The sequence below is a fragment of the Chromobacterium alkanivorans genome, assembly GCF_016937655.1.
GTDB classification, from domain to species: domain Bacteria; phylum Pseudomonadota; class Gammaproteobacteria; order Burkholderiales; family Chromobacteriaceae; genus Chromobacterium; species Chromobacterium alkanivorans.
The window spans coordinates 144712-170917 of sequence record NZ_JAFHKL010000006.1; the positions used below are offsets into that span (position 1 = coordinate 144712).

The 26206-nt window shown below is 62.2% G+C and carries 27 protein-coding genes; 22 read left to right on the forward strand and 5 right to left on the reverse strand.

What is annotated here, in order from left to right; genetic code table 11:
- The 9 genes from JW897_RS12320 to JW897_RS12360 all read left to right on the forward strand — a co-directional run bounded on the left by JW897_RS12320 (window position 1) and on the right by JW897_RS12360 (window position 5792).
- Window positions 1-417, forward strand: a complete 417-nt coding sequence (locus JW897_RS12320) for a phage GP46 family protein (RefSeq protein WP_205466322.1) — start codon at window positions 1-3, stop codon at window positions 415-417.
- Window positions 407-1504, forward strand: a complete 1098-nt coding sequence (locus tag JW897_RS12325) for a baseplate J/gp47 family protein (RefSeq protein ID WP_205466323.1) — start codon at window positions 407-409, stop codon at window positions 1502-1504. The genes JW897_RS12320 and JW897_RS12325 overlap by 11 nt, the downstream gene beginning before the upstream one ends.
- On the forward strand, window positions 1495-2079 hold the full coding sequence (locus JW897_RS12330) for a YmfQ family protein (protein WP_205466324.1): 585 nt from the start codon (window positions 1495-1497) through the stop codon (window positions 2077-2079). The genes JW897_RS12325 and JW897_RS12330 overlap by 10 nt, the downstream gene beginning before the upstream one ends.
- The gene (locus JW897_RS12335) at window positions 2079-3404 is read left to right on the forward strand and encodes a hypothetical protein (protein WP_205466325.1); all 1326 of its coding nucleotides are present in this window, start codon (window positions 2079-2081) and stop codon (window positions 3402-3404) included. The genes JW897_RS12330 and JW897_RS12335 overlap by 1 nt, the downstream gene beginning before the upstream one ends.
- A gap of 2 nt (window positions 3405-3406) precedes the next feature.
- The gene (locus tag JW897_RS12340) at window positions 3407-3742 is read left to right on the forward strand and encodes a hypothetical protein (RefSeq protein WP_205466326.1); all 336 of its coding nucleotides are present in this window, start codon (window positions 3407-3409) and stop codon (window positions 3740-3742) included.
- Window positions 3739-4272, forward strand: a complete 534-nt coding sequence (locus JW897_RS12345) for a DUF7338 family protein (protein WP_205466327.1) — start codon at window positions 3739-3741, stop codon at window positions 4270-4272. Before JW897_RS12340 ends, JW897_RS12345 begins: the two co-directional genes overlap by 4 nt.
- A gap of 68 nt (window positions 4273-4340) precedes the next feature.
- Complete coding sequence (locus JW897_RS12350) at window positions 4341-4829, forward strand: hypothetical protein (RefSeq protein WP_205466328.1); 489 nt, start codon at window positions 4341-4343, stop codon at window positions 4827-4829.
- Between the two features lie 109 nt (window positions 4830-4938).
- Window positions 4939-5391 carry a CHAP domain-containing protein gene (locus tag JW897_RS12355; RefSeq protein ID WP_205466329.1) on the forward strand — a complete coding sequence of 151 codons (453 nt, stop codon included), beginning with the start codon at window positions 4939-4941 and terminating at the stop codon, window positions 5389-5391.
- Between the two features lie 17 nt (window positions 5392-5408).
- Entirely contained in the window at window positions 5409-5792 is a 384-nt protein-coding gene (locus JW897_RS12360) for a hypothetical protein (RefSeq protein WP_205466330.1), read from the forward strand.
- Between the two features lie 169 nt (window positions 5793-5961).
- Here the strand turns inward: JW897_RS12360 and JW897_RS12365 are convergent, their stop codons facing one another.
- The 5 genes from JW897_RS12365 to JW897_RS12385 form a co-directional block, all read right to left on the reverse strand.
- Window positions 5962-6594 (reverse strand): hypothetical protein, encoded by a 633-nt coding sequence (locus JW897_RS12365; RefSeq protein ID WP_205466331.1) that lies wholly within the window; start codon window positions 6592-6594, stop codon window positions 5962-5964.
- A gap of 88 nt (window positions 6595-6682) precedes the next feature.
- Entirely contained in the window at window positions 6683-7945 is a 1263-nt protein-coding gene (locus JW897_RS12370) for a tyrosine-type recombinase/integrase (RefSeq protein ID WP_205466332.1), read from the reverse strand.
- 164 nt (window positions 7946-8109) lie between these two features.
- Window positions 8110-9615 (reverse strand): lysine--tRNA ligase, encoded by a 1506-nt coding sequence (lysS, locus tag JW897_RS12375; RefSeq protein WP_048415713.1) that lies wholly within the window; start codon window positions 9613-9615, stop codon window positions 8110-8112.
- Window positions 9616-9685: 70 nt separating this feature from the next.
- Window positions 9686-10790 (reverse strand): peptide chain release factor 2 gene (gene prfB / locus JW897_RS12380; RefSeq protein ID WP_191186809.1). Its coding sequence is split into 2 segments (ribosomal slippage): window positions 9686-10708 and window positions 10710-10790, totalling 1104 coding nucleotides; the frame shifts between segments, so codons are not numbered across the junction.
- A 116-nt stretch (window positions 10791-10906) separates the two neighbouring features.
- On the reverse strand, window positions 10907-11887 hold the full coding sequence (locus JW897_RS12385) for a malate dehydrogenase (RefSeq protein WP_048415655.1): 981 nt from the start codon (window positions 11885-11887) through the stop codon (window positions 10907-10909).
- A 210-nt stretch (window positions 11888-12097) separates the two neighbouring features.
- On the opposite strand from JW897_RS12385, the gene JW897_RS12390 reads away from it, so the two are divergent.
- From JW897_RS12390 to sucD, 13 genes are all read left to right on the forward strand, one after another.
- The gene (locus JW897_RS12390) at window positions 12098-12832 is read left to right on the forward strand and encodes a GntR family transcriptional regulator (protein WP_048415654.1); all 735 of its coding nucleotides are present in this window, start codon (window positions 12098-12100) and stop codon (window positions 12830-12832) included.
- Between the two features lie 235 nt (window positions 12833-13067).
- Window positions 13068-13442 carry a succinate dehydrogenase, cytochrome b556 subunit gene (gene sdhC, locus JW897_RS12395; RefSeq protein ID WP_019103264.1) on the forward strand — a complete coding sequence of 125 codons (375 nt, stop codon included), beginning with the start codon at window positions 13068-13070 and terminating at the stop codon, window positions 13440-13442.
- On the forward strand, window positions 13436-13780 hold the full coding sequence (gene sdhD / locus JW897_RS12400; RefSeq protein ID WP_048415653.1) for a succinate dehydrogenase, hydrophobic membrane anchor protein: 345 nt from the start codon (window positions 13436-13438) through the stop codon (window positions 13778-13780). The genes sdhC and sdhD overlap by 7 nt, the downstream gene beginning before the upstream one ends.
- Complete coding sequence (gene sdhA / locus JW897_RS12405; protein ID WP_205466333.1) at window positions 13780-15552, forward strand: succinate dehydrogenase flavoprotein subunit; 1773 nt, start codon at window positions 13780-13782, stop codon at window positions 15550-15552. Before sdhD ends, sdhA begins: the two co-directional genes overlap by 1 nt.
- Before the next feature lie 13 nt (window positions 15553-15565).
- Window positions 15566-16276 carry a succinate dehydrogenase iron-sulfur subunit gene (locus JW897_RS12410; RefSeq protein WP_019103261.1) on the forward strand — a complete coding sequence of 237 codons (711 nt, stop codon included), beginning with the start codon at window positions 15566-15568 and terminating at the stop codon, window positions 16274-16276.
- Window positions 16273-16521 carry an FAD assembly factor SdhE gene (locus tag JW897_RS12415; RefSeq protein WP_019103260.1) on the forward strand — a complete coding sequence of 83 codons (249 nt, stop codon included), beginning with the start codon at window positions 16273-16275 and terminating at the stop codon, window positions 16519-16521. The genes JW897_RS12410 and JW897_RS12415 overlap by 4 nt, the downstream gene beginning before the upstream one ends.
- Before the next feature lie 53 nt (window positions 16522-16574).
- Window positions 16575-17867: a citrate synthase gene (gene gltA, locus JW897_RS12420; protein WP_048415651.1), complete on the forward strand. Its 1293-nt coding sequence runs from the start codon at window positions 16575-16577 to the stop codon at window positions 17865-17867.
- A gap of 200 nt (window positions 17868-18067) precedes the next feature.
- Complete coding sequence (locus tag JW897_RS12425) at window positions 18068-20896, forward strand: 2-oxoglutarate dehydrogenase E1 component (protein WP_048415650.1); 2829 nt, start codon at window positions 18068-18070, stop codon at window positions 20894-20896.
- Window positions 20897-20948: 52 nt separating this feature from the next.
- Entirely contained in the window at window positions 20949-22190 is a 1242-nt protein-coding gene (gene odhB / locus JW897_RS12430; protein ID WP_205466334.1) for a 2-oxoglutarate dehydrogenase complex dihydrolipoyllysine-residue succinyltransferase, read from the forward strand.
- Between the two features lie 54 nt (window positions 22191-22244).
- Window positions 22245-22427: a hypothetical protein gene (locus JW897_RS12435; protein WP_048411385.1), complete on the forward strand. Its 183-nt coding sequence runs from the start codon at window positions 22245-22247 to the stop codon at window positions 22425-22427.
- A 49-nt stretch (window positions 22428-22476) separates the two neighbouring features.
- A complete protein-coding gene (gene lpdA, locus JW897_RS12440) occupies window positions 22477-23910 on the forward strand; it encodes a dihydrolipoyl dehydrogenase (protein ID WP_205466335.1) in 1434 nt (477 codons plus the stop codon).
- A gap of 199 nt (window positions 23911-24109) precedes the next feature.
- A complete protein-coding gene (gene sucC / locus JW897_RS12445) occupies window positions 24110-25282 on the forward strand; it encodes an ADP-forming succinate--CoA ligase subunit beta (protein ID WP_048411387.1) in 1173 nt (390 codons plus the stop codon).
- Window positions 25283-25309: 27 nt separating this feature from the next.
- The gene (gene sucD, locus JW897_RS12450) at window positions 25310-26194 is read left to right on the forward strand and encodes a succinate--CoA ligase subunit alpha (RefSeq protein ID WP_043592732.1); all 885 of its coding nucleotides are present in this window, start codon (window positions 25310-25312) and stop codon (window positions 26192-26194) included.
- Window positions 26195-26206: the final 12 nt, after the last annotated feature.

Below are 26206 nucleotides of genomic sequence, written 5' to 3' on the forward strand. Positions count from 1 at the left end.
ATGGAAATTCTCGTTCAACTGGATGGCAAGCCGCTGGCTGCCAGCCACGCCTACGCGCGCGCCTTGGCGATCAGCCTGTTTACCTGGCGCCGCGCCGAGCAGGGCGACCCGGCCGACGGCGATTTGCAGGGCTGGTGGGCGGAAGGGCTGGATGCGGCCTTGCCGGCTGGCATCGGCTCCCGCCTGTGGCTGCTGGCGCGTCGGCGGCTGGATGCCGATGCCGAGCGTGACGCCCACGACTACACCCGCGAGGCGCTGCAGTGGTGGCTGGACAGCAAGCAGGCCAGCGCCGTGGAGGTGACGGTGTCGCGCCTTGGCGATGACGGCTTGGCCATCCGCGTGTTGATCACCCTGCGCAGCGGCAAGACCCTGACGGCCGACCTCTCTGACATTTGGAGCCTGACGCATGGCGTATGAAATCCCAACCCTGAACCAGCTGACGCGCGATATCCGAGCTGACCTCGGGGCAGAAAACCCGGATGCCCTGTTGCGCTCCGATGCCGACGTGTTCGGCCGGGCGCTCGCGGCGGCGGTGCATGGCATGTACGGCTATCTGCAGTACCAGTCCAAGCAACTGCTGCCCAGCTCGGCGGCGGAATCCACGCTGCTGGCTTGGCAGGGGCCGTTCTACCTGCGCGGCGACAAGCCCAACGCGGCGGTGCAAAGCAGTGGGCTGGTGCGCTTCACCGGCAATGTCGGTGCGCCAGTCGGTGCCGACGTCGAGCTGCAGCGCGACGATGGCCGGCTGTTTGTCGTCGTGACCGGCGGCGTGGTCGGTGCTGGCAGCTATGTGGATCTGACCGTCAAGGCGGTGGGCGGCGGCTTTGATGGCGATACCGACGCCGGCGTGTGGCTCCAGTTGACGACGGGTGTGCCCGGTTTGGACGCCGCCGCCCAGGTGCAAGCAGATGGCCTGACAGGCGGGGCGGACGACGAGGATATCGAAAGCTACCGCCAGCGCATTTTGCAAGTCACCGAGGCCGGCGCCCAGACTGGGCGCGACGTGGACTGGGAGAACTGGGCGAAAGAAATCGCCGGGGTTACCCGTGCCTGGGCGGCGCCCAGGCTACTAGGGCTGGGCAGCATGGGGCTGTACTTCATGCGGGATGACGACGTTGACCCTTACCCGGCGGCGGCCGAGTGCGAGACGGTGCGGGTGCACCTGGAGACCACCGGCACGCCGTGGGGGGAAATCTTCGCCATGGCGCCGGTGGCCAAGCCGGTCAACATCACCCTGCATATCGAACCGGACACGCCGGCGATGCGCGCGGCCGTCACGACGGCCTTGGGCGACAAAATCGCCGCCGAGGCGGCGCCGGTAAAACGTGACGCCAACGGCCGCACCGTGCTGCCGGTGGCGGGGGTAACCATCCTGCGCAGCCATCTGACCGAGGCGATCAGTGCCGTGCTTGGCGAAACCGACCATGTACTGACGGTGCCGGCTGGCAATGTCGCCTGCGCGGTGGGTGAGCTGGCCAAGCTGGGGGTGATCACATGGACGTAAGCGATTACGAAGAGGTGCTGTGGCGGCTGCTGCCGCCCGGCCCGGCCTGGTCGCGCGACAATGTCGACCTGGTTGCTTTCGTGAAGGTGGCCGCCCGGCGCTTGGCCGCAGTGGATGCTGCGGGCGTCCGGCTGCTGGATGAAGGTAACCCCTACAAGGCGCTGGCGATGCTGCCGGACTGGGAGGCGGATTTCGGTCTGCCGGACAGCTGCAGCGCCGCCGCCCCCACGCTGGCAGAGCGCAGGGCTTCGCTTGTGGCCCGGCTGACCGATGCCGGCGGCGCGCGTATTCCGCGCTTTGTGCAGATCGCCGAGGCGCTGGGTTATGCGGGAGTGACGACCAAGCGCCACCGGGCGCACACCTGTGAATTCACCTGCGAAGAGCCCATCAATAGCGCGGACTGGCGCTTTGCCTGGACGCTGCAGGTGCCGGATGCGGTGCGGGTGGCGGAATCCTCCTGCGAGTCCGGCGCCGAAGATCCGCTGCGCAGTTGGGGCAGTACCGAACTGGCTTGTGTGATGGCGCGCGAGTGCCCGCAGCCATCCACCGTTTTGATTTCCTATGGAGCAAGCTGATGCAACGTGTAGCGAACAATCGTAATCCGGCCGTCGATAAGTTCGGCGCTGGGAAAAATGGTTTTACCGCGGGCGATCCGCAGGCTGGGGTGCCGGCGACCACGCCCGGCTATGAATGGTTCGACGCGGTACAGGAGGAGCTGGTTAACCTGGTGGAGGGGTTTGGCGGCGCGCTTGACCCGACCAAGCGCGACCAGGTCAAGACCCTGGTGCTGGCCGCGCTGGCGCTCAGGGCGCCGCTGGCCGGGAGCAATGTCCAGATATTTAGCGTAGGCAACGCAACACAGAGCCAGCACGCCGTAAACGCTGGTCAGATTCAGGTGCAGGGTTTAACGGCGTTCACCACTGCCGGCACTGCTACGGCGTACACGTTCACGCCGTCGCCCGCAATTCAGGCATACGCCCCCAACCTGCGTTTCCGTGCCAAATTCCATGTGGCCAGCGGCACCAACCCGACCATCAACATCTCCGGGCAGGGTGCGGTCAACCTGAAACAATACGATGCGCAGGGTAACAAGATTGTTGCCGTGCTGGCTGCTGGCCAACTAGCGGACATCGAGTATGACGGCGCGGATGCTGTGGTGCTGGACCCGTTGCCTACAATTCCGAAAATATCGGTCGTTGGCACTATGCGTAATGCACTGATGTCGGTTACGGCAGCAAGCGCTTCGGCAACGTTTTCTGCTGACGAAATTGTTGTGGAGTCTGCGCTGGGTGGTACGGCTTATCAGCTAGCCAATTTCAGCAAGACTATTAACCTGGCAACAACCGGTGTCGGCGGTATGGACACTGGTAGCGCGCCGGTCAACGGCTTTGTTGCACTCTATGCGATCTACAACCAGGCGAATGGCACCGCCAACATCCTGGCTATAAATGCTACGTCAAGCGTGGTCGGAAATATCTATGGCGGCGCGAACATGCCGGCCGGCTATACCGCGAGCGCGCTAATTGGTGTATGGCCGACTAACGGCAGCGGTCAGTTCGTCGTTGGTTATCAGGTAGATCGGCAGGTTTCGCCGGCGCCGGTTCAGGTGATTTCCTCTGGTGCGGCGACCAGTTACACCTCTTTATCAATTGCGAGCGCAGTTCCGAAGAATGCAAGAAGCTGCGAGGGTTATGCCTCCCTGAATGGTACTGGCTCTGGGATGGCCTATATAGCAGCCAGTGGTACGGGGATAGCAGAAAAAATATTTGCAGGTAATACGTCGAGTACGTACGGGCCTGCTGCTTCGTTTTCCAATCTGCCGATGATTACTGCGCAGACTCTCTACTACAAGCAAGCCAACGGCAGCGTAAACATCTTCATTTCTGGGTACACATTCTGATCATGACTAAAGCCTACGTTCAATTCTCGGATGCGGCCGAGACGACCATCATCTGCGCATTCTCCTGCCCGCAAGACCCCAATGACTACCCGAATCAAGGTGAGGTAGATGACACCGATTCGCGCTACCAAGCATTTAAAAACCCGCCATCGCAGCAGATGGCCGCTATCAAGGCGCAGCTCGAGGAGCTGGACAAGAAAGCCTCTCGGCCGCTTCTTGAAGCTATTCTCGTGCTCGCTGCGTCCGGCACCAGCTTGCCGGCCGATACGGTCAAGCGCCTGCAGGACATCGAAGACCAGAAAGCAGCATTGCGCGGCAAACTGGTGGTGACGCCATGATGGGCCTGATCCGATGGGTGTTTCTGGCGGCGGTCAGCCTTGCGCTCACCGCCGTTTCTGTTTTGGGTGCGCCACTCCTGGTGTTGCTGGCGGACGATGCTGGCAACCTGCCGCGCTGGTTGTCCTGGCTGCAAACCAGCGACGCGACGCTGGACGGTGACCGGTATTGGCGTGACCCGACGGCGCACCCAACCGTCAATCGGCTGCCGCGCTACCTGCGCCGGCTGATCTGGATCTGGCGCAATCCCGGCGGCGGCTTTGATGAGCGCGTTGCTGGCGTCTCCGTCGGCGGCTCGATGCCACGCCTGGTGCGCGGCAATCCGTGGATCAGCAACATCCCCTTTCGGCCTGGGTGGTGCTGGGCTCGCGTCGGTCCGGCCTGGATGCTGTACGTGGTCTGGCCAACGCTGCCCGGCCGCTGCCTGCGGTTGTATTGCGGGTGGAAGCTGATGGGGGCGATCCAGCACCCGGAAGAATCAGACCGGGTGCCGATCGTGCTTACGTTCAACCCGGTAATGCCTATTAAGTAGGGCCGCATCTCGCGGCCCTTCGCCTTTATTGCCCGCTGCTCGCGGGTGCTCTCATTCAAGGGAACCTCATGACCCACATCGTCCGGCGCCGCGTGGCGCTGTTTTTTATTGCACTGGCCTCTGGTTTTGTCGCGTTGTTGGCGTTCCGTTCGCTTGTTGTCGCCGCTGCGGCGGCTGTGTGGGCTGGCCTGTCCGCGCAGGCCATCGCTGGGGCCGTTGGTGCGGGTAAAGCCGGGGTTGCCGCTGGTGGGGCGCATGTGCCAGCACTCGTCGGCGCACTAATGGGCGCGGCCCTGCAGTTGTTGCAGCTCAAGGCGCGTCCACTCCCCGAGCGCATCGTTATCACCCTGGTGTCGTTCGTGGCTGCCTATTTTGGCGGCGTGGCCGGCGCCGAGCGCTGGGGGCTTGAATCCGGCTGGGTGGGGGTGATCGGCACCGCCGCCGCATATCTGGCCGTGCCGTTGCTCGATGCCGCTCGGGCGATGCTGGGGGATATTGGGTGGCTGAAACGGTTGGTCAGCGCGCGTATTGGTGTGTCTGAAACGCCCCCGCAGTAATCCGCTGAATTCCAGTCGGCCCATCAAGGCCGCTGCCAAGGTCTGGCGCTGCTGCTGCGGCGCTTTTCTCTGTCCCCGCCCATGAGGCGGGTTTTTCATGGAGTCAAGAATGTTGGGACAAGATGCCCTGAAGATCGCCGCCACTCAGCTTGGCGTAACCGAGCAGCCGCGCGGTAGCAACGACGGCCCGCAGGTGCGCGACTACCTCGCCAGTGTAAAGCTCGGCCCGGGCTACGCCTGGTGCATGGCCTTCGTGTACTGGTGCACGGCCAAGGTCTGCGCTGATCTGCACCAGGCTAACCCACTGCTGCAAACCGCCGGCGTTATGCGTCAGTGGAACGAGCGGCCGGCGCTGCGTGTCTCCACCCCGCTGCCGGGTGACGTGTTCATCATGGATTTCGGCAAGGGGCAGGGGCATACCGGTTTTGTCGAGAAGGTGCTGCCGGATGGTCGCATCCAGACCGTCGAGGGTAATACCAACGGAGACGGGAGCCGTGAGGGTTACGCCGTCTGCCGGCGCATCCGCGCCGCATCGTCCATCAAAGGCTATCTGAGGGTCTGACTATGTTGGAACGTATCATGCCGTGGCTGATCGGCCTGGGCTTGCTGGCGCTGTCGCACGGGCTGGCGTATTGGTCCGGCAGTGCCGTGAAGGAAGCCGAATACCAGCGGCAGGCAGTTAAAGCCGAGCGCGACAACGCTGTGGCTGGGTTGGCTGAATTTGCGGCCGAGGCGAATCGCCTGCAGGGGCTGTCTGCTGGTCTGGATCAGCGCATCAACAAACTGGCCGAAGTGCGGCCAACCATCGTGGAGCGATACACTCGTGAAACCGTTAAAACGCCTCTGCCTGCTGATTGTCGTATCAGCCCTGAGCGCCTGCGCATCATCAATGATGCCATCACGGCTGCCAACGCCGCCGCAGCCGGTGCCGGCAAACCTGCAACGGCAGTGCCCGCCGATTGATACAGTCAATACCGGCGACTGGGATGTGCTGACCGGCGCCTATCTTAAACTGATACTGGATTACGGGGAGTGCGCGGCTCGTGTGTTGAAACAGGGTGAAGCTCTGAACGGTTTGCCTGGTGGTTAGAACTAAAAGAGAGGCTCCAGCTGTCTTCAGATGGCTGGGGCTCTATTTTTTGAAATGATTATGTAGCTCTGGTATTAGGTTCGATTTATCTGGGTTTTTTATGTGTTGCTCTCTTCGTTTTTCTATTATTTCATTGAAGTGATTTTCGAATTCCTCTGTATTTCCCTTTTGTACTTTAATTAGTTTCTCTCTTATGTTTTCCGCTTTTTTGCAGGCTATGAGCCCATAGTATGCAAGGCGCTCTTCTTCAAATGCGAATGTTTCTTCTGTGTCTGCCCATGCAAACCATTGGCTAGATATCCATTCGTGCGCAGTGTTGAAGAAAGTTGGCAGTGATTTTATTTCGGCAACAAATTTGATTGGTAATTCTTGCCAATCGGGGTTTGAGGAAAAATCAAGTTCCACTGTGCCAATGTTGTCCAGCTTTCGTTCGTCGTGAAATTCTGCCCTTTCTCTTAGTCCATCGTATATATCGTATAGCTGGGCGTCGCATTTCTTTGCAAAAACCTCTAGGTCATTTGCTATCGCAAGATATGTGTGACTTATTTTTTGCTGATGCTTTCGCGTTTCCTTTTTGTGGTCAATGTATTTGGAGAGTGCATTCCATATAGCATTCACTAGTGCGCTAATAAGTGCGCTTGATAGTATCAAAACAATCCAGTTTGGTTCTGTCATTTTCTTGATTGTTGCCAATAGGTGTTGTGTTGTTTTTTCTAGGGATGGTCTTTCAGCGGCAGGTCTTGCTCGTGTTTCCTGACGTAGTCTAGGTGGTAGCCTGCAGCGGCGGCGTCTGTTCTCCAGTTGCCACTTTGTCCAGATAGTCCGCCCAGCACTGGAGCATTTTCCGGCGCTCCTCCAGGTATTTGGCCCGGTTATATGCCGCGCGTACTTTATTTGGCTCCTTGTGCGATAGCTGGCGCTCGATGGCGTCTGGGTTGAAGCCAGCCTCGTTCAATATTGTAGATGCAGTCGCGCGGAAACCATGGGTGACAACATGGCCATGTGCCTTATTGTTGCCGCCGTATCCCATGCGCTCATACGCCTTTAGCGGCGTTGCTTCGCTCATATGGTTCTTGCGATAGCGGAAGCTTGGGAATACGTAGTTGCTGTCCTCTAGCTTGAACGCCTGCAACTGGCGGAAAATTTCAATGGCTTGGCGGGGGAGGGGGACGATATGCGCGCTGGCATTTGCCATCAGTTTGCGCTTCAGCTTCCGTGTTTCCGGTGGGATTTCCCAGACGCCAGCCTCAAGGTCTATGTGATCCCATTCCGCGCGCACGGTTTCGCCTATGCGGGTAAACAAGATCATGATGAGTTGTACCAGGTACTTGGTTTGCAGGGTGATGCGATCGGTGGTTGCCAGGGTATCAAGGAACGCTGGTAAGTCTTCCTGCTCCAGTGCTGGCTGAGGGGCTGATACTGGCGAAATAAACTCGTCCACCAGTGCCGCCGCAGGGTTGGATGATACGCGGCCGGTCACTTCCGCCCGCCGGAAAATTGCGCTGCATCGCTCGCGCAGGCGCTTGGTTGTATCGTGCAAGCCCAGCTGCTCGACTTTCCGCAGCTCCAGCATTAACTCCATGGCTGTGATCTGGGCGATTGGGCGGTCGCCCAGGGCCGGGAAGAGGTACATCTCAAGACTACGGAGCACGGCGGCGGCATGTCGTGGCGCCCACTCTGCGGCCATTTTTTCGTGCCACTCCATGGTCACGGCCCTAAAGCTCGATGCGGCCTCTATGATCTGATCCCGCTTGACCGCCTTTTTTTTCTCGCCTGGGTCAACGCCATCGGCAAGCAGGCGACGTGCGGCATCCTTTTTTTGGCGGGCCTCCTTGATTGATACCTCCGGATACACGCCGATAGCCAGGGACTTCTCTTTGCCGCCAAACCGGTACTTCAGGCGCCAGTACTTCGCGCCGGTTGGCATTACCCACACATAAAGGCCTTGCCCGTCTGGCACCTTCAGCGGCTTGCCATCAGCTCGCGGGCTAAGGCTGTCTATCGCTACCTTCGTCAACGCCATCATGTCCCCTTGCATGCGTGGGGGTATCCGATTTTTCATATCCCCCCATAAGTCCCCCCTAATTGCATCGGTTTGGGGTATTCAGCCCCGGACTGTACCGGACATAAAAAAGCCGCGCAACCCAATGATTGCGCGGCTTTCCGGTTTTCAGCTTACGGCTTAGGACTTTATTCGGGTCTCATCTGCGGGAACAGGATGACGTCGCGGATGGACGGCGCGTCGGTCAGCAGCATCACCAGGCGGTCGATGCCGATGCCGCAACCGCCGGTCGGCGGCAGGCCGTATTCCATCGCGCGGATGTAGTCGGCGTCGTAATGCATCGCTTCGTCGTCGCCGGCGTCCTTTTGCGCCACCTGGGACAGGAAGCGCGCGGCCTGGTCTTCCGGATCGTTCAACTCGGAGTAGCCGTTGGCGTGCTCGCGGCCGACGATGAACAGTTCGAAGCGCTCGGTCAGACCCGGCTTGCTGTCGGAGCCGCGCGCCAGCGGGGACACTTCCACCGGGTAGTCGATGATGAAGGTCGGGTTCCACAGCAGGCTCTCGGCGCACTCTTCAAACAGCGCCAGCTGCAGGCTGCCCAGGCCAGGCGCCGGCGGCAGCTTGCCGCCCAGACGCTTGATCTCGGAGGCCACCCAGGCCGCGTCGTCCAGTTGCGCGTCGGTGTATTGCGGGTTGTAGTGCTTGATCGCGCCGACGATGGTGAAGCGGTCGAAAGGCTTGCCCAGGTCCACTTCCTTGCCCTGATAGCTGACGGTGGTGGAGCCGCAGGACACCAGCGCGCATTCGCGGATGATGGTTTCGGTCATCTCCATCATGCGCTGGTAATCGCTGTAGGCCTCGTAGAACTCGATCATGGTGAACTCGGGGTTGTGGCGGGTGCTCATCCCCTCGTTGCGGAAGTTGCGGTTGATCTCGAACACGCGTTCCAGGCCGCCGACCACCAGGCGCTTCAGGTACAGCTCCGGCGCGATGCGCAGGTACAAGGGCATGTCCAGCGCATTGTGGTGGGTGACGAAAGGCTTGGCCGCGGCGCCGCCCGGGATCGGGTGCATCATCGGGGTTTCCACTTCCAGATAGCCTTCGCCCACCATCACGTCGCGCACCTTCTGGATGATCTTGGAGCGCTTGATGAAAGTCTGGCGGCTATCCTCGTTCATGATCAGGTCGGCGTAGCGCTGACGGTACTTGGTTTCCTGATCGGTGATGCCGTGGAATTTTTCCGGCAGCGGACGGATGTTCTTGGACAGCAGGCGCACTTCGCTGGCCTGCACCGTCAGCTCGCCGGTCTTGGTCTTGAACAGGGTGCCCTTGACGGCGACGATGTCGCCCAGATCCCAGTGCTTGAACTCGGCGTGCGCGTTTTCGCCCACGCCGTCATTGGAGATATAGGCCTGGATGCGACCGCTGCCGTCTTGCAGCGTGGCGAAACTGGCCTTGCCCATCACACGTTTCAACATCATGCGGCCGGCGACGGCAACCTCGATCTTCTCGGCTTCCAGCGCTTCTTTTTCCTTGCCGGCGTGCGCGTCCTGCAAGGCTTGCGCGAAGTGGCTGCGCTTGAAGTCGTTGGGGAAGGCGATGCGTTGTTCGCGGATGCTCTTCAGCTTCTGGCGGCGTTCCGCCATGATCTGGTTTTCGTCCTGGCTGGGCGATGCTTGCTCGTGTTCAGACATGTTCACTCCGTAATTCAATGCAATGGCTGTTGGCCGCCGCGCGGGCGGCCGGGTTAAGCGGGTTTTAGGCTCAGACGCCCTGTTTCAGGCTGGCTTCGATGAATCCGTCCAGGTCGCCGTCCATGACGCCCTTGATGTTGCCCACTTCGTAGCTGGTGCGCAGGTCCTTGATGCGGGACTGGTCGAAGACGTAGGAACGGATCTGGTGGCCCCAGCCCACATCGGTCTTGGTGTCTTCCAGCGCCTGCTTGGCCTCGTTGCGCTTTTTCAGTTCCAGCTCGTACAGCTTGGCGCGCAGCATCTGCATCGCTTCGTCGCGGTTGCGATGCTGGGAGCGGTCGTTCTGGCACTGCACCACGATCCCGGTGGGATTGTGGGTGATGCGCACGGCGGAGTCGGTCTTGTTGATGTGCTGACCGCCGGCGCCGGAGGCGCGGTAGGTGTCGACGCGCAAATCGGCCGGATTGATGTCGATCTCGAAGCTGTCGTCCACTTCCGGGTAGACGAAGACCGAGGAGAACGAGGTGTGGCGGCGCGCGTTGGAGTCGAACGGCGACACGCGCACCAGGCGATGCACGCCCACTTCCGAGCGCAGCAGGCCGTAGGCGTATTCGCCGCTGATCTTCAGCGTGGCGCTGGTGATGCCGGCCACTTCACCTTCGGACTCTTCCAGCACTTCCACGCTGAAGCCCTTGCGCTCGGCGTAGCGGATGTACATGCGCAGCAGCATGCCGGCCCAGTCCTGAGCCTCGGTGCCGCCGGCGCCGGCCTGGATGTCCAGGAAGCAGTTGTTCGGGTCCATCGGGTCGTGGAACATCCGGCGGAATTCCAGCTGCGCGAGCTTGGCTTCGGCGGTGTCCAGGTCGGCCTGCACGGCCAGGATGGTGTCGTCGTCGTTTTCGGCGCGGCCCATCTCGAACAATTCGGCGCTGTCGCTGACCATGGCGCCGATCTCGTCGATCACCAGCACCACGTCTTCCAGCTGTTTGCGCTCGCGGCCCAGCTCCTGGGCGCGCTTGGGGTCGTTCCAGATGTCCGGATCTTCGGTCAGGCGGGAAACTTCTTCCAGACGGTCTTTTTTACCGTCGTAGTCAAAGATACCCCCGGATGTCGGCGCCACGGGTGGCCAGGTCGTCGATCTTGGCCGCGATTTGGTTCAGTACTTCGACTTCAATCATGCTCAACTCCAAATGGCAGTCTGTTAAATATAGGCAGTCGGGAAATCGGGTCTTGATCAAAGACAAAAAAGCGCACCGTAAGGTGCGCTTTTGCTGAAAAGACTTGGGATGGATCAGCCAAACAGGTGAGCGATGGCGGCGCGCTCTTCTTCCAGTTCGGCCAGGGTGAAGTTCATCCGCTCGCGGCTGAACTCGTCGATTTCCAGACCTTGCACAATCTTGTATTCGCCATTTTCGCATACAACCGGGAAGCCGTACATCACGCCTTCCGGGATGCCGTAGGAGCCGTCGGACGGAATGCCCATGGTCACCCATTTGCCCTGGCTGCCCAGCACCCAGTCGTGGACGTGGTCGATGGCGGCGTTGGCGGCGGAGGCGGCGGAGGACAGGCCGCGCGCTTCGATGATGGCGGCGCCGCGCTTGCCCACGGTGGGCAGGAATACGTCGCGGTTCCAGGCTTCGTCGTTGATCATCGGCTTGACCGGCTGGCCGTCGATGCTGGCGAAGCGGTAGTCGGCGTACATGGTCGGCGAGTGGTTGCCCCATACCGCCAGCTTCTCGATGGCGGCCACCGGCTTGCCGGTTTTGGCGGCGATCTGGGACAGCGCGCGGTTGTGGTCAAGACGCAACATGGCGGTGAAGTTTTTCGGATTCAGGTCCGGAGCGGACTTCATCGCGATCCAGGCGTTGGTGTTGGCCGGGTTGCCCACCACCAGCACTTTCACGTCGCGGGCGGCGTGGTCGTTCAGCGCCTTGCCCTGCACTGTGAAGATGGCGCCGTTGGCTTCCAGCAGATCCTTGCGCTCCATGCCCTTGCTGCGCGGGCGGGCGCCCACCAGCAGCGCGACCTTGACGTCCTTGAAGGCCACGTTCGGGTCGTCGGTGGCGACCATGCCGGCCAACAGCGGGAAGGCGCAGTCTTCCAGTTCCATCATCACGCCCTTGAGGGCGGTTTGCGCTTGCGGCAGGTCCAGCAGTTGCAGGATGACCGGTTGATCCTTGCCGAGCATTTCGCCGCTGGCAATGCGGAACAGCAGACTGTAGCCGATCTGGCCGGCTGCGCCGGTGACGGCGACGCGAACGGGAGCTTTCATTGGCGGACTCTCCTTTGATGTATCCGATAATGACGATATGCAGATGTTGCTCTGCAGCATTGAATGCTTTTGTGCGGCTGAGTGTAACACGGAGTATAGCCAAAGTGGCGGGCTAATCCTCATCAGAAAAGCTGATGGCCCGGATAAAGTCTTGTATCTTATATAAGACTTGTATTTACGCTTGATTTGTTTGGTGATACAACAGAGAACATGACAGATCGACCGCTGCGTAGACAGCCGCTGTACAGCCAGATCAAGCAGCAGTTGCTGCGCCGGATCGGCGATGGCGAGTGGCAGGAGAACGATGCCTTGCCCAGCGAATGGGACTTGGCGGACGAACTGGGCGCCAGCCAGGGCACGGTGCGCAAGGCCTTGGGCGAACTGGTGGCGGACGGTCTTTTGTACCGAGCGCAGGGCAGGGGCACTTTCGTGGCGCCGGCGCCCAGCGAGTGGGGCGAGGGCCTGCTGCTGACGCCCGGGCTGTTCAACGAGCAGCCGGACGATCTGGCGCGGGAGTTCCTCGGCATTTCGCGCGGCAACGCCAGCGACGACATGGCCGCGGCATTGCAATTGCGGCGCGCTGCGCCTTTATTGAGAGTTCGGCAGCTGTGGCGCTGGCACGGCATTCCGGTGGCGGTGGACGAGGCCTTCCTGCCGGCCGACGAATTCGAAGGACTGGACGCGCGCTGGCTGCGCGGCTCGTCCGGGGTGTACCAGGCGCTGCAGCAGCGTTTCGGCATCCGTTTGAAAGTATTGTGCGAGCAGTTCCGCGCGCTGATGTTGCCGCGCGAGGAAAGCGCGCTGCTCGGCGTCACCGGCATGGTGGCCGAGGCGCCGGCCTTGAGCCTGATCCGGATTTCCGGCTCGATGGAAGGGGTGCCGCTGGAGTGGCGGCAGCGTTACTGTCTGACGCACAATTGGGCTTACACCGCCCGCCGGGCTTGACGCGGCGGGCTTTTGACGTGACGTGGACGGCTGGGCCGGCGGCGAAAAACGGGCCGCGGCCAGCCAGTTTTGCTAGAATCCCCGGGTCATATTGCACCGCGATATTCCTGGTGCGGCATGAGCGGTAATGACGGGCATCCAGCCATAACAACAACGGAGCCCTTCAGGCGGGCGGCCTCTAAGCGGGCCGTCTGTTGTGTAACCTCTTGGTTCTAAAAACATCCAAGGAAGCCATATGCAGAAGCAACGACCAAAGCACCTGGATCTGGCCAAGATCAGACTGCCGATTCCCGGCATCGTCTCGATCTTGCACCGGATCAGCGGTGTTGCGCTGTTCTTTTCTCTCCCACTGTTGATTTACCTGTTGCACGGTTCGCTGAGCTCGGCCGAATCGTTCGAAACCTACCGCGCCGTGGTGGGCAACCCGCTGATGAAGCTGGTGTTGCTCGGCCTGTTGTGGGCGTACATGCACCACTTCTGTGCCGGTATCCGTTTCCTCTTCCTCGATATTCATAAAGGTCTCGAACTGCAGACCGCCCGCGCCACCGCCAAGACCGTCGTGGCCGTCAGCCTGGCGCTGACCGTGGTTCTGGGAGTTGCTCTATGGTAAATCGCAATGTCGTCGGCGCCGGCTATGGCCTGCGCGATTGGATCATGCAGCGCGTCACCGCGGTGATCATGTTGATCTACACCGTGGCTTTGGCTTTGTTCCTGTTGACCATGCCGTCCGGCTACGAAGGCTGGAAGGCGTTCTTCGGCCAGTTCTGGGTGCAGTTGCTGACCCAGGTGAGCCTGATCGCCCTGTTCCTGCACGTATGGGTGGGCATCCGCGATCTGTGGATGGACTATGTGAAGCCGGCGGGCGTTCGCCTGGCGCTGCACGTGTTCACCATCGTCTGGCTGGTTTCCTGTTTTATCTATTCCGTTAAAGTGGTCTGGGGGCTGTAATGGGTATTCCTGTTCGTCATTTCGACGCCGTTATCGTTGGGGCAGGCGGAGCAGGCATGCGCGCGGCCTTGCAATTGTCCGAGGCCGGCCTGAAGACAGCGGTGCTGTCCAAGGTATTCCCGACCCGCTCCCACACCGTTGCCGCCCAGGGCGGCGTGTCCGCTTCTCTCGGCAACTCCGAGGAAGATCATTGGCACTGGCATATGTACGACACCGTCAAGGGGTCGGACTGGCTGGGCGACCAGGACGCCATCGAATTCATGTGCCGCGAAGCGCCCAAGGTGGTGGTGGAGCTGGAGCACTTCGGCATGCCGTTCGACCGCAACGCCGACGGCTCCATCTACCAGCGCCCGTTCGGCGGCCATATGTCGAATTTCGGCGAGAAGCCGGTGCGCCGCGCCTGCGCCGCCGCCGACCGCACCGGCCACGCGATGCTGCACGCGCTGTACCAGCGCAATGTGCGCGCCAACACCCATTTCTTCGTTGAATGGATGGCGCTGGACCTGATCCGCGACGCCGACGGCAATGTCCAGGGCGTGATCGCCATGGAAATGGAAACCTCGGAAATCGTCGTGTTCCAGGCCAAGGCCACCTTGTTCGCCACCGGCGGCGCCGGCCGCATCTTCTCCTCGTCGACCAATGCCTTCATCAATACCGGCGACGGCCTGGGCATGGCCGCCCGCGCCGGCATCCCGCTGGAAGACATGGAGTTCTGGCAGTTCCACCCGACCGGCGTGGCCGGCGCCGGCGTGCTGATCACCGAGGGCGTGCGCGGCGAAGGCGGCATTCTGCGCAATGCGCAGGGCGAGCGCTTCATGGAACGCTACGCGCCCAACGCCAAGGACCTGGCGTCCCGCGACGTGGTGTCGCGCGCGATGGTGACCGAGATCAACGAAGGCCGCGGCTGCGGTCCGAACAAGGATCACGTGCTGCTGGACATCACCCACCTGGATCCGGAAGTGATCATGTCCAAGCTGCCGGGCATCCGCGAGATTTCGATCAAGTTCGCCGGCGTGGACCCGATCAAGGCGCCGATCCCGGTGGTGCCGACTTGCCATTACCAGATGGGCGGCATTCCCACCAACTATCACGGCGAAGTGGTGGTGCACGGCGAAAAAGTGCAGGGCTTCTACGCGGCGGGCGAATGCGCGTGCGCGTCGGTGCACGGCGCCAACCGCCTGGGCACCAACTCGCTGCTGGACTTGCTGGTGTTCGGCAAGAGCTCGGCCAACTCCATGATCGAGTTCATCATGCAGCAGCCGGAAGATCTGCCGGAACTGGCGCAGGCCGACGTCGAGCGCTCGCTGGCCCGCGTCGAGCGTCTGAACTCCCAGACCGGCGGCGTGCAGGTCAACGACGCGCGCGAGGCGATGCAGCGCACCATGCAGGCGCACTGCGGCGTGTTCCGCTTCAAGGACATGCTGGCCGAAGGCGTGGAGAAGATTCTGGAAGTGGAGAAACTGGTGCAGCGCACCGAGATCTCGGACAAGTCCAATGTCTTCAACACCGCCCGCATCGAAGCGCTGGAGCTGGAAAACCTGATCGAAGTGGCCAAGGCCACCATGATCTCGGCCAACGCCCGCACCGAATCGCGCGGCGCCCATGTGCGCGACGACGCCAAGGACACCGAGGAAACCCCGAACGGCCGCGACGACAAGAACTGGCTGAAGCACACGCTGTGGTATCGCGAAGCCAACCGTCTGGACTACAAGCCGGTCAACCTGAAGCCGCTGTCGGTCGACACGATCGCGCTGAAGACCCGCTCCTACTAAGGGTTCCATCAAGATGACTACCGAAACCGTCAAATTCCGCATCTACCGCTACAATCCGGAAACCGATGCCAAGCCGTACATGCAGGACATCAGCGTGGAGATGAGTTCCACCGAGCACAAGCTCTTGGACGCGCTGGTCAAGCTGAAGGTGAAGGACGACACGCTGAGCTTCCGCCGCTCCTGTCGCGAAGGCGTGTGCGGCTCCGACGCCATGAACATAAACGGCAAGAACGGCCTGGCCTGCCTGACCGACTTCCGCGACCTGAAACAGCCGATCGAGCTGCGTCCGCTGCCGGGTCTGCCGGTGATCCGCGATCTGATCGTGGACATGACCCAGTTCTTCAAGCAGTACCACTCGATCAAGCCTTACGTGATCAACGACACGCCGCCGCCGGAACGCGAGCGCAAGCAGTCGCCGGAAGACCGCAAGGAACTGGACGGCCTGTACGAGTGCATTCTGTGCGCGTGCTGCTCGACGTCCTGCCCGTCCTTCTGGTGGAACCCGGACAAGTTCGTCGGTCCGGCCGGCCTGTTGGCCGCCTACCGCTTCATCGCGGACACCCGCGACGAAGCGACCAAGGAGCGTCTGGACAACCTGGAAGACCCGTACCGCCTGTTCCGTTGCCACACCATCATGAACTGCGTGGACGTGTGTCCCAAGGGCCTGAACCCGACCAAGGCGATCGGCAAGATCAAGGACCTGATGGTCAAGCGTGCAGTATGACCGCCTACGATCCGATTGAACTCAAGCGGATCCGTTGGCGGTCTCGGCGGGGGCTGCTGGAGCTGGATCTGGTGCTGGAGAAGTTCTTCGCCGGCCCCTTCGACCAGCTGGCCCCGGCCGAGATAGAAGCTTATAGGCGGTTGCTGGATTTGCCCGATACCGATTTTCTGGACGTCGTCAGCGGCAAGGCCGACCTGGACGATCCGGAAGAGATGGCCATCGTGGCGATTCTCAGGTCGCTCTGACGGCTATGCATCACCCCAATTACAACGACCATAAACCGACTGGGAGTATTGCTGTGGAAACTAATCGCAAAGTAACGCTCACCTACAACGAGGGTAAGGAAACTCTGGATCTGCCGGTCCAGAGCGGCACTTTGGGGCCGGATGTCGTCGACATCCGCACCTTCTCCAAAACCGGCATGTTCACGTTTGACCCGGGCTTCCTGGCCACCGCCAGTTGCGAGTCCGGCATCACCTTCATCGACGGCGACCTGGGCCAGCTCTACTACCGCGGCTACCCGATCGAACAGCTCGCCGAGAAGAGCGATTACCTGGAAGTCTGCTATCTGCTGCTGAACGGCGAACTGCCGACCGCGGCCCAGCGCAAGGACTTCGAACGCGGCATCATGCGCCACAACATGCTGCACGATCAGCTGATGAGCCTGTTCAAGGGCTTCCGTCGCGACGCGCATCCGATGGCGGTGATGGTGGGCGTGGTGGGCGCGCTGTCCGCCTTCTATCACGACTCGCTGGACATCTCCAATCCGGAGCATCGCCGCATTTCCGCGCACCGCCTGGTGGCCAAGCTGCCGACCATCGCCGCGCAAGCTTACCGCTACAACAAGGGCCTGCCGTTCTCCTACCCGAAAAACGGCCTGACCTACGCGGAAAACTTCCTGCACATGATGTTCTCCACCCCGTGCGAAGAGTACAAGGTGAACCCGGTGCTGGCGCGCGCGCTGGACCGCATCTTCACCCTGCACGCGGACCACGAGCAGAACGCCTCCACCTCCACCGTGCGTCTGGCCGGCTCCTCCGGCGCCAACCCCTTCGCATGTATCGCCGCCGGCATCGCCTGCCTGTGGGGCCCGTCCCACGGCGGCGCCAACGAAGCCGTGCTGAAGATGCTGGACGAAATCGGCAGCGTGGAGAACGTGGCCGACTTCATGCAGGGCGTGAAGGACAAGCGCTACAAGCTGATGGGCTTCGGCCACCGCGTGTACAAGAACATGGACCCGCGCGCCTCCATCATGAAGCAGACCTGCGACGAAGTGCTGAACGAGCTGGGCCTGCACAACGATCCCAAGTTCAAGCTGGCGATGGAACTGGAAAAGATCGCGCTGTCCGATCCGTACTTCATCGAGCGCAAGCTGTACCCGAACGTGGACTTCTACTCCGGCATCGTGCTGTCGGCCATCGGCATCCCGGTGTCGATGTTCACCCCGATCTTCGCGCTGGCCCGCACCGTGGGCTGGATCGCCCACTGGAGCGAAATGATTTCCGACCCGGCGATGAAGATCGGCCGTCCGCGCCAGCTGTACACCGGCGCTCCCCGCCGCGATTTCATCCCGGTGGAGAAACGCAAGTAAGCAGGAACGAGGGTTGGCTGGAGCAGGGCTTCAGTCAGCCTTTTTTTCCGGCCCGACGGCGGGCCGGGCGGCAGGGTCAGAATGTTATGGGAAGCACAACAACAAGTTTTTCCGATAGCGTTTTCCCCATGCAGCAACAGGGAGTTCGCGCCAGAGCGTAGCTGGCCGGATTCCGAACAGAAACGACAAAGGGTAGCCCCATGATGCAATCCATGTACAGCCATTCTTACCTGTTCGGTGGGAATGCACCGTTCATCGAGGAGCTGTACGAACAGTACCTCGCTGACGCCAACTCCGTTCCGAACGAGTGGCGCGACTATTTCGACAAGCTGGCGCAAGCGCCGGGCGCTGCCGAACGCGATGTGCCGCACATGCCGATCCAGGAATCCTTCATTCAGCTGGCCAAGAAGCCGGCCGCCGGCCAGCGCGCCGGCAGCGGAGCGGACTGGGACACCATGCAGAAGCAGGTGGGGGTGCTGAAACTGATTTCCGCCTACCGCGTGCTGGGCAGCCGTCAGGCCAATCTGGACCCGCTGAAGCGCATGGATCAGGAGCTGGTGCGCGAACTGGACCCGGCTACCCATGGTCTGACCGGCGCCGACATGGCGGTGCAATTCAACGCCGGCTCGCTGGTGGGCCCGCAGAAGATGCCGCTGTCCGACATCCTGGCGCGTTTGAAGCAGACCTACTGCGGCAATATCGGCGTCGAGTACATGCACATCACCAAGTCGGATGAAAAGCATTGGGTGCAAAAGCGCTTCGAGGGCGACCTGTCCACGCCGCATTACGACGCGGCCAAGAAGCAGCGCATCCTGAAGCAGATCACCGCGTCCGAGACGCTGGAACGTTATCTGCACACCAAATACGTCGGCCAGAAGCGCTTCTCGCTGGAAGGCGGCGAGTCGGCGATCGCCGCGCTGGATCACCTGATCCAGAACGCCACCGGCCAGGGCGTGCAGGAACTGATCATCGGCATGGCCCACCGCGGCCGTCTGAACGTGCTGGTCAACACCCTGGGCAAGCTGCCGCGCGACCTGTTCGCCGAATTCGAAGGCAAGGCCGCCCAGCAAATGGCTTCCGGCGACGTGAAGTACCACATGGGCTTCTCGTCCGACATCCCGACCGCCGACGGCCCGATGCACGTGTCGCTGGCGTTCAACCCCTCGCACCTGGAAATCGTCAACCCGGTGGTGGAAGGCTCGGTGCGCGCGCGCCAGGAACGCCGCAAGGACGCGGAACGCAAGACCGCGGTGCCGGTGTTGATCCACGGCGACTCCGCCTTTGGCGGCCTGGGCGTCAACCAGGGCACGTTCAACCTGTCGCAGACCCGCGGCTACGGCACCGGCGGCACCATCCACATCGTGATCAACAACCAGGTGGGCTTCACCACCTCGGACACTCGCGACATCCGCTCGACGATGTATTGCACCGACGTGGCCAAGATGATCGAAGCGCCGATCTTCCACGTCAACGGCGATGATCCGGAAGCCGTCTGCTACGTGATGCAGGCCGCGCTGGACTACCGGATGACCTTCAAGAAGGACGTGGTCATCGATCTGGTGTGCTATCGCAAACTGGGCCACAACGAGGGCGACGACCCGTTCCTGACCCAGCCGATGATGTACAAGAAGATCGCCAAGCACCAGGGCGTGCGCGCGATGTACGCCGAGCGTCTGGTGCAGGAAGGCGTGCTGAAGGCGGAAGAGGCCGACGCGCAGATCCAGGCCTACCGCGACGCGCTGGACAAGGGCGAGCATGTCGAGCAGACCGCGCTGACCAATTACAAGCGCGAGCACGCGCTGGACTTCAGCCAGTATCTGGGCACCCACTGGGCGCATCCGACCGACACCTCCTTGCCGCAGGCCGACATCCAGCGCCTGACCGACAAGTTCACTTCGCTGCCGGACGGCTTCAAGCTGCACCCGACGGTGCAGAAGGTGCTGGCCGCGCGCAAGGCGATGGCCGCCGGCGAGCAGAACGCGGACTGGGGCATGGCCGAGACCCTGGCTTACGCCAGCCTGGTGACCAATGGCTTCGGCGTGCGCCTGTCCGGCGAGGACTCCGGCCGCGGCACCTTCTCCCACCGTCATTCGGTGTTGCACGACCAAAACCGCGAGAGCTGGGACCAGGGCAGCTATGTTCCGCTGCGCAATATGTCCGACAACCAGGCCGATTTCCTGGTGATCGACTCCATCCTGAACGAAGAAGCGGTGCTGGCCTATGAATACGGCTATGCCTGTTCCGCTCCGGATCAGCTGGTGATCTGGGAAGCCCAGTTCGGCGACTTCGCCAACGGCGCCCAGGTGGCCATCGACCAGTTCATTTCCTCCGGCGAGACCAAGTGGGGCCGTCTGTGCGGTCTGACCACCATCCTGCCGCACGGCTACGACGGCCAGGGCCCGGAACACTCGTCCGCGCGCCTGGAGCGTTGGCTGCAACTGTGCGCCGAGCACAATATGCAGGTGGTGATGCCGTCCGAAGCCTCGCAGATGTTCCACATGCTGCGTCGCCAGGTGCTGCGTCCGTACCGCAAGCCGCTGGTGATCTTCCTGTCCAAGCGCCTGCTGCGCTTCAAGGACTCGATGAGCCCGATCGAAGCGTTCACCAGCGGCGGCTTCCGCCCGGTGATCGGCGACTCGGTGGTGCAGGACGCCAAGAAGGTCAAGCGCGTGCTGCTGTGCGCCGGCCAGGTGTATTACGACCTTGCCGCCGCCCGCAAGGAGCGCGGCCTGGACGACGATATCGCCATCGTCCGCATCGAGCAGCTCTACCCGTTCCCGACCGAGCAGGTGGCCGCCGAGCTGGCGCGCTTCCCGCAGGCGCGCGAGGTGATGTGGGTGCAGGAAGAGCCGCGCAACCAGGGCGCTTGGTACCAGATCCGCCACCGCCTGGAAGGTTTGCTGGGCGCCAAGCAGTCGCTGTCCTTCGCCGGCCGTCCGTCGTCCGCTTCCCCGGCCGTAGGCTATATGAGCAAACACGTCGCCCAACTCAAGGCTTTCGTTGAAGAAGCCATGTCGGTCGCCAAATAACCACTGAATGAGTTCGAGGCAGCCGGAGGGCTGCCTCTACATGGAGAAGAACATGCTGATTGAAGTCACCGTCCCGCAACTGCCCGAGTCCGTATCCGAAGCCACGCTGATGAGCTGGCACAAGAAGGTTGGCCAAGCCGTCAGCCGCGACGAGAACCTGATCGACCTGGAAACCGACAAGGTGGTGCTGGAACTGCCGGCGCCCCAGGCAGGCGTGATCGTTGAAATCATCGTAGAGGACGGCGCCACCGTCGTGTCCGGCCAGCTGATCGCCAAGATCGACACCGCCGCCAAGGCCGGCGACGTGGCCCCGGCCGCCGCAGCCGCGCCGGCTCCGGCAGCCGCTCCGGCGCCCGCCGCCGCCCCGGCAGGCGCCGCCGCCATGCCGTCCGCCGCCAAGCTGGCCGCCGAAACCGGCGTGGACCTGTCCAAAGTGGCCGGTTCCGGCCGCGACGGCCGCGTGCTGAAGGAAGACGTGCAGGCCGCCAAGCAAGCCGCCCCGGCCCAGGCCGGTCCGGTGCTGGCTCCGGCCGCCGCCGGCGCCGCGCTGTCCGCCACCCCGGCCGCGGTCAATGTCGCCGCCATCCTGTCCGACCGTCCGGAGCAGAGCGTGCCGATGTCCCGCCTGCGCCAGCGCGTGGCCGAGCGCCTGATCCTGTCGCAGCAGACCAACGCCATCCTCACCACCTTCAATGAAGTGAACATGAAGCCGGTGATGGACCTGCGCGCCAAGTACAAGGACCGCTTCGAGAAAGAGCACGGCATCAAGCTGGGTTTCATGGGCTTCTTCGTCAAGGCCGTGGTCGCCGCGCTGAAGAAATACCCGATCGTCAACGCCTCGGTGGACGGCAACAACATCATCTACCACGGCTACTTCGACATCGGCGTGGCTGTGGGCAGCCCGCGCGGCCTGGTGGTGCCGGTGATCCGCAACGCCGACCAACTGAGCCTGGCCGACATCGAGAAGCAGATCTCCGAATTCGGCAAGCGCGCCCAGGAAGGCAAGCTGACCGTGGAAGAGCTGACCGGCGGCACCTACACCATCTCCAACGGCGGCACCTTCGGTTCGATGATGTCCACCCCCATCATCAACCCGCCGCAGTCCGCGATCCTGGGCATGCACGCCACCAAGGAGCGCGCCGTGGTTGAGAACGGTCAAGTGGTGGTGCGTCCGATGATGTATCTTGCCCAGTCCTACGACCACCGCATCATCGACGGCCGCGAAGCCGTGCTGAGCCTGGTGGCGATCAAGGACGCGATTGAAGATCCGGCCCGCCTGATCCTCGACTTGTAATCACCCGCGGCCGGGGGCGCGCTCCCGGCCTGTCTTGCGATGAATGGAGCTTGAATGCAGTTGCCCGACTGGTTTTACGGAATCGCCGCCATCCTGGCCGGCGTGGCCATAGGCTGGCTGACCTGGAAAAAACGCCGAAACGGCGTTCGCGAAGACCTGTACAGCCTGATCGGCAAAAGCATTCTCTGTCTGTTCATGATCGCATTCGGCATTCTGCTGCTGAAGGTCGGCAAGTAGACCCGGCAGCCGGCGGGCCGCGCGCCCGCCACCGACAAAGGAAAACAAGATGAGCCAATCGTTTGATGTAGTGGTGATCGGCGGCGGCCCCGGCGGCTACGTAGCCGCCATCCGCGCCGCCCAGCTGGGCTTCAACACCGCCTGCGTGGACGCGTTCAAGAACCCGGAAGGCAAGGCGTCGCTGGGCGGCACCTGCCTGAACGTCGGTTGCATTCCGTCCAAGGCCTTGCTGCAGTCGTCGGAAAACTTCCACGCGGTGCAGCATGACTTCGCCAAGCACGGCATCAGCGTTTCCGGCGCCAAGATGGACGTGGCGCAGATGATTTCGCGCAAGACCGACATCATCACCAAGAACGCCGCCGGCATCAGCTTCCTGTTCAAGAAGAACAAGGTCGCCAACATCCACGGCCTGGCCGCCTTCAAGGGCCGCCAGGGCGAGAAGTGGGTGATCGAAGTCAGCGACGGCGGCAAGGTGGTGGACACCCTGGAAGCCAGCCACGTGATCGTGGCCACAGGCTCCAGCCCGCGCGCGCTGCCGGGCCTGGCCACCGACAACAAGCTGGTGCTGGACAACGAAGGCGCGCTGGCGCTGACGGACGTGCCCAAGCGCCTGGGCGTGATCGGCGCCGGCGTGATCGGCCTGGAAATGGGCTCGGTCTGGAAGCGTCTGGGCGCCGAGGTGACCATCCTGGAAGCGATGCCGACCTTCCTCGCCGCCGCCGACCAGCAGATCGCCAAGGAAGCGTTCAAGACGCTGACCAAGGACACCGGGCTGGACATCAAGCTGGGCGTCAAGATCGGCGAAGTCAAGGCCGGCAAGAAGAGCGTCACCGTCAACTACGAATTGAACGGCGAAGCGGTCAAGGCCGAGTTCGACAAGCTGATCGTCTCCATCGGCCGCGTGCCCAACACCCAAGGCCTGGGTGCCGAAGCGGTGGGCCTGCAGCTGGACGAGCGCGGCTTCGTGGCGGTGGACGATCATTGCCACACCAATCTGCCCAATGTCTGGGCGATCGGCGACGTGGTGCGCGGCCCGATGCTGGCGCACAAGGCGTCGGAAGAGGGCGTGGCCGTGGCCGAGCGTATCGCCGGCCAGAAGCCGCACGTGGACTTCGGCGTGATTCCGTGGGTGATCTACACTTCTCCGGAGATCGCCTGGGTCGGCAAGACCGAGGAGCAACTCAAGGCCGAAGGCGTCGAGTACAAGAAGGGCTCTTCCGGCTTCGGCGCCAACGGCCGCGCGCTGGGCCTGGGCCAGGCGCAAGGCACGGTCAAGATCCTGGCCTGCGCCAAGACCGACCGCATCCTGGGCCTGCACATGATAGGCCCGATGGTGTCCGAGCTGGTCAGCGAGGGCGTGGTGTCGATGGAGTTCAAGGCCGCCAGCGAAGACCTGGCGCGCATTGTCCACGCCCACCCGTCCTTGTCGGAAGTGATACACGAAGCCGCCCTGGCCGCCGACAAGCGCGCTTTGCACGGTTGAGCGTTCGCCGGGTCGTGTACAATCGCGCACGGCCCGGCAAAACGGCTCCCTCGGGGGCCGGTTGACGGAGTATGCGGCGGCGCCGCTCAGCCTGGGGGGTGACGGCGCGCGCCAGATACATTAAAGGTTTACAAGCGACTCAAAGAAATAGGGGCGTCGGTTTCAGCCCGCCATCCATTTCTCCGAAAGGAAACCATAGATGAACCTGCACGAATACCAAGCGAAAGAGCTGCTGGCCAAGTACGGCCTGCCGGTGCAACAGGGCATTCTGGCCGCCACGCCGGAAGAAGCCGCTGCCGCTTACGATAAACTGGGCGGCAAATTCGCCGTCGTCAAGGCCCAGGTGCACGCCGGCGGCCGCGGCAAGGCCGGTGGCGTGAAAGTGGTGAAAAGCCGCGAAGAAGCCGCCGAAGTGGCCAAGGGCCTGATCGGCAAGAACCTGGTGACCTACCAGACCGACGCCGCCGGCCAGCCGGTGAACAGCGTGCTGGTGTGCGAAGACATGTACCCGGTGCAGCGGGAGCTCTACCTGGGCGCCGTGGTTGACCGCGGCAGCCAGCGCGTGGTGTTCATGGTCTCCACCGAAGGCGGCGTGGAAATCGAGAAAGTGGCCGAGGAAACCCCGGAAAAGATCATCAAGATCGAGGTCGATCCGCTGGTGGGCATGCAGCCGTTCCAGGCTCGCGACGCCGCTTTCGCGCTGGAACTGAAGGGCGAGCAGGTTGCCGCCTTCACCAAGCTGATGCTGGGCTCCTACAAGGCCTTCGTCGAGAACGACTTCGCCCTGTTCGAAGTGAACCCGCTGGCGCTGCGCGAAAACGGCCAGCTGGCCTGCGTGGACGGCAAGATCAACCTGGACTCCAACGCCCTGTACCGCCACCCGGAACTGCTGGCGCAACGCGACAAGAGCCAGGAAAACGAACGCGAAGTGAAGGCTTCCGAGTTCGATCTGAACTATGTGGCGCTGGAAGGCAATATCGGCTGCATGGTGAACGGCGCCGGCCTGGCGATGGCCACCATGGACATCATCAAGCTGAAGGGCGGCCAGCCGGCCAACTTCCTGGACGTGGGCGGCGGCGCCACCAAGGAGCGCGTGATCGAAGCCTTCAAGCTGATCCTGGCCGACACCTCGGTGCAGGGCGTGCTGATCAACATCTTCGGCGGCATCGTGCGTTGCGACATGATCGCCGAAGCCATCATCGCCGCGGTGAAGGAAGTGAACGTGACCGTGCCGGTAGTGGTGCGTCTGGAAGGCAACAACGCCGAGCTGGGCGCCAAGATCCTGGACGACTCCGGTCTGAAACTGACTTCCGCCCAGGGTCTGAACGACGCTGCCGAGAAGATCGTCGCCGCCGTCAAGGCCGCTGCCTGAGACCCGCACTGAGCTGAGGAATACAAAATGAGCGTATTGGTAAACAAAGACACCAAAGTGCTGGTGCAAGGCTTCACCGGCAAGAACGGCACTTTCCACGCCGAGCAGGCGCTGAAAGTGGGCACCAAGGTCGTAGGCGGCGTGACCCCGGGCAAGGGCGGTTCCGAGCACCTGGGCCTGCCGGTGTTCAACACCATGAAGGACGCCGTGCGTCAGACCCAGGCCGACGCCTCGGTGATCTACGTGCCCGCGGCCTTCGCCAAGGACTCCATCCTGGAAGCCATCGACAGCGGCGTGAAGCTGATCGTCTGCATCACCGAAGGCGTGCCCACCCTGGACATGCTTTACGTGAAGAAGGCCGTCGACGAAGCCGGCATCCGCCTGATCGGCCCGAACTGCCCCGGCATCATCACCCCGGGCGAGTGCAAGATCGGCATCATGCCGTGGCACATCCACAACCCGGGCCGCATCGGCATCGTGTCCCGTTCCGGCACCCTGACCTATGAAGCCGTGGCGCAAACCACCGCTCTGGGCCTGGGCCAGTCCACTTGCATCGGCATCGGCGGCGACCCGATCCCGGGCACCAGCCACATCGACGCGCTGAAGCTGTTCCAGGATGATCCGGACACCGACGCCATCGTGATGATCGGCGAAATCGGCGGTTCCGCCGAGGAAGAGGCGGCCGAGTTCGCCAAGTCCTACGTGACCAAGCCGGTGGTCGGCTACATCGCCGGCGTGACCGCGCCGAAGGGCAAGCGCATGGGCCACGCGGGCGCCATCATCTCCGGCGGCAAGGGCACGGCGGAAGAGAAGTTCAAGGCCTTCGAGAAGGCCGGCATCGCCTACACCCGCAGCCCGGCGGAAATCGGCAAGACCATGTTCGAGTTGCTGAAAAGCAAGGGCATGATCTAAGAAGCGGTTCAC

What these genes read in the sequence shown, in the direction of transcription:
- JW897_RS12365 (WP_205466331.1), bottom strand. Translation starts at nt 6,594, where the DNA reads ATGACAGAACCAAACTGGATTGTTTTGATACTATCAAGCGCACTTATT.
- sucD (WP_043592732.1), top strand. Translation starts at nt 25,310, where the DNA reads ATGAGCGTATTGGTAAACAAAGACACCAAAGTGCTGGTGCAAGGCTTC.
- sdhC (WP_019103264.1), top strand. Translation starts at nt 13,068, where the DNA reads ATGCAGAAGCAACGACCAAAGCACCTGGATCTGGCCAAGATCAGACTG.
- JW897_RS12350 (WP_205466328.1), top strand. Translation starts at nt 4,341, where the DNA reads ATGACCCACATCGTCCGGCGCCGCGTGGCGCTGTTTTTTATTGCACTG.
- odhB (WP_205466334.1), top strand. Translation starts at nt 20,949, where the DNA reads ATGCTGATTGAAGTCACCGTCCCGCAACTGCCCGAGTCCGTATCCGAA.
- JW897_RS12335 (WP_205466325.1), top strand. Translation starts at nt 2,079, where the DNA reads ATGCAACGTGTAGCGAACAATCGTAATCCGGCCGTCGATAAGTTCGGC.
- lysS (WP_048415713.1), bottom strand. Translation starts at nt 9,615, where the DNA reads ATGTCTGAACACGAGCAAGCATCGCCCAGCCAGGACGAAAACCAGATC.
- JW897_RS12320 (WP_205466322.1), top strand. Translation starts at nt 1, where the DNA reads ATGGAAATTCTCGTTCAACTGGATGGCAAGCCGCTGGCTGCCAGCCAC.
- JW897_RS12340 (WP_205466326.1), top strand. Translation starts at nt 3,407, where the DNA reads ATGACTAAAGCCTACGTTCAATTCTCGGATGCGGCCGAGACGACCATC.
- JW897_RS12355 (WP_205466329.1), top strand. Translation starts at nt 4,939, where the DNA reads ATGTTGGGACAAGATGCCCTGAAGATCGCCGCCACTCAGCTTGGCGTA.
- JW897_RS12345 (WP_205466327.1), top strand. Translation starts at nt 3,739, where the DNA reads ATGATGGGCCTGATCCGATGGGTGTTTCTGGCGGCGGTCAGCCTTGCG.
- JW897_RS12435 (WP_048411385.1), top strand. Translation starts at nt 22,245, where the DNA reads ATGCAGTTGCCCGACTGGTTTTACGGAATCGCCGCCATCCTGGCCGGC.
- JW897_RS12325 (WP_205466323.1), top strand. Translation starts at nt 407, where the DNA reads ATGGCGTATGAAATCCCAACCCTGAACCAGCTGACGCGCGATATCCGA.
- JW897_RS12330 (WP_205466324.1), top strand. Translation starts at nt 1,495, where the DNA reads ATGGACGTAAGCGATTACGAAGAGGTGCTGTGGCGGCTGCTGCCGCCC.
- sdhA (WP_205466333.1), top strand. Translation starts at nt 13,780, where the DNA reads ATGGGTATTCCTGTTCGTCATTTCGACGCCGTTATCGTTGGGGCAGGC.
- lpdA (WP_205466335.1), top strand. Translation starts at nt 22,477, where the DNA reads ATGAGCCAATCGTTTGATGTAGTGGTGATCGGCGGCGGCCCCGGCGGC.
- JW897_RS12410 (WP_019103261.1), top strand. Translation starts at nt 15,566, where the DNA reads ATGACTACCGAAACCGTCAAATTCCGCATCTACCGCTACAATCCGGAA.
- JW897_RS12370 (WP_205466332.1), bottom strand. Translation starts at nt 7,945, where the DNA reads ATGATGGCGTTGACGAAGGTAGCGATAGACAGCCTTAGCCCGCGAGCT.
- JW897_RS12385 (WP_048415655.1), bottom strand. Translation starts at nt 11,887, where the DNA reads ATGAAAGCTCCCGTTCGCGTCGCCGTCACCGGCGCAGCCGGCCAGATC.
- sucC (WP_048411387.1), top strand. Translation starts at nt 24,110, where the DNA reads ATGAACCTGCACGAATACCAAGCGAAAGAGCTGCTGGCCAAGTACGGC.
- JW897_RS12390 (WP_048415654.1), top strand. Translation starts at nt 12,098, where the DNA reads ATGACAGATCGACCGCTGCGTAGACAGCCGCTGTACAGCCAGATCAAG.
- JW897_RS12415 (WP_019103260.1), top strand. Translation starts at nt 16,273, where the DNA reads ATGACCGCCTACGATCCGATTGAACTCAAGCGGATCCGTTGGCGGTCT.
- JW897_RS12425 (WP_048415650.1), top strand. Translation starts at nt 18,068, where the DNA reads ATGATGCAATCCATGTACAGCCATTCTTACCTGTTCGGTGGGAATGCA.
- sdhD (WP_048415653.1), top strand. Translation starts at nt 13,436, where the DNA reads ATGGTAAATCGCAATGTCGTCGGCGCCGGCTATGGCCTGCGCGATTGG.
- JW897_RS12360 (WP_205466330.1), top strand. Translation starts at nt 5,409, where the DNA reads ATGCCGTGGCTGATCGGCCTGGGCTTGCTGGCGCTGTCGCACGGGCTG.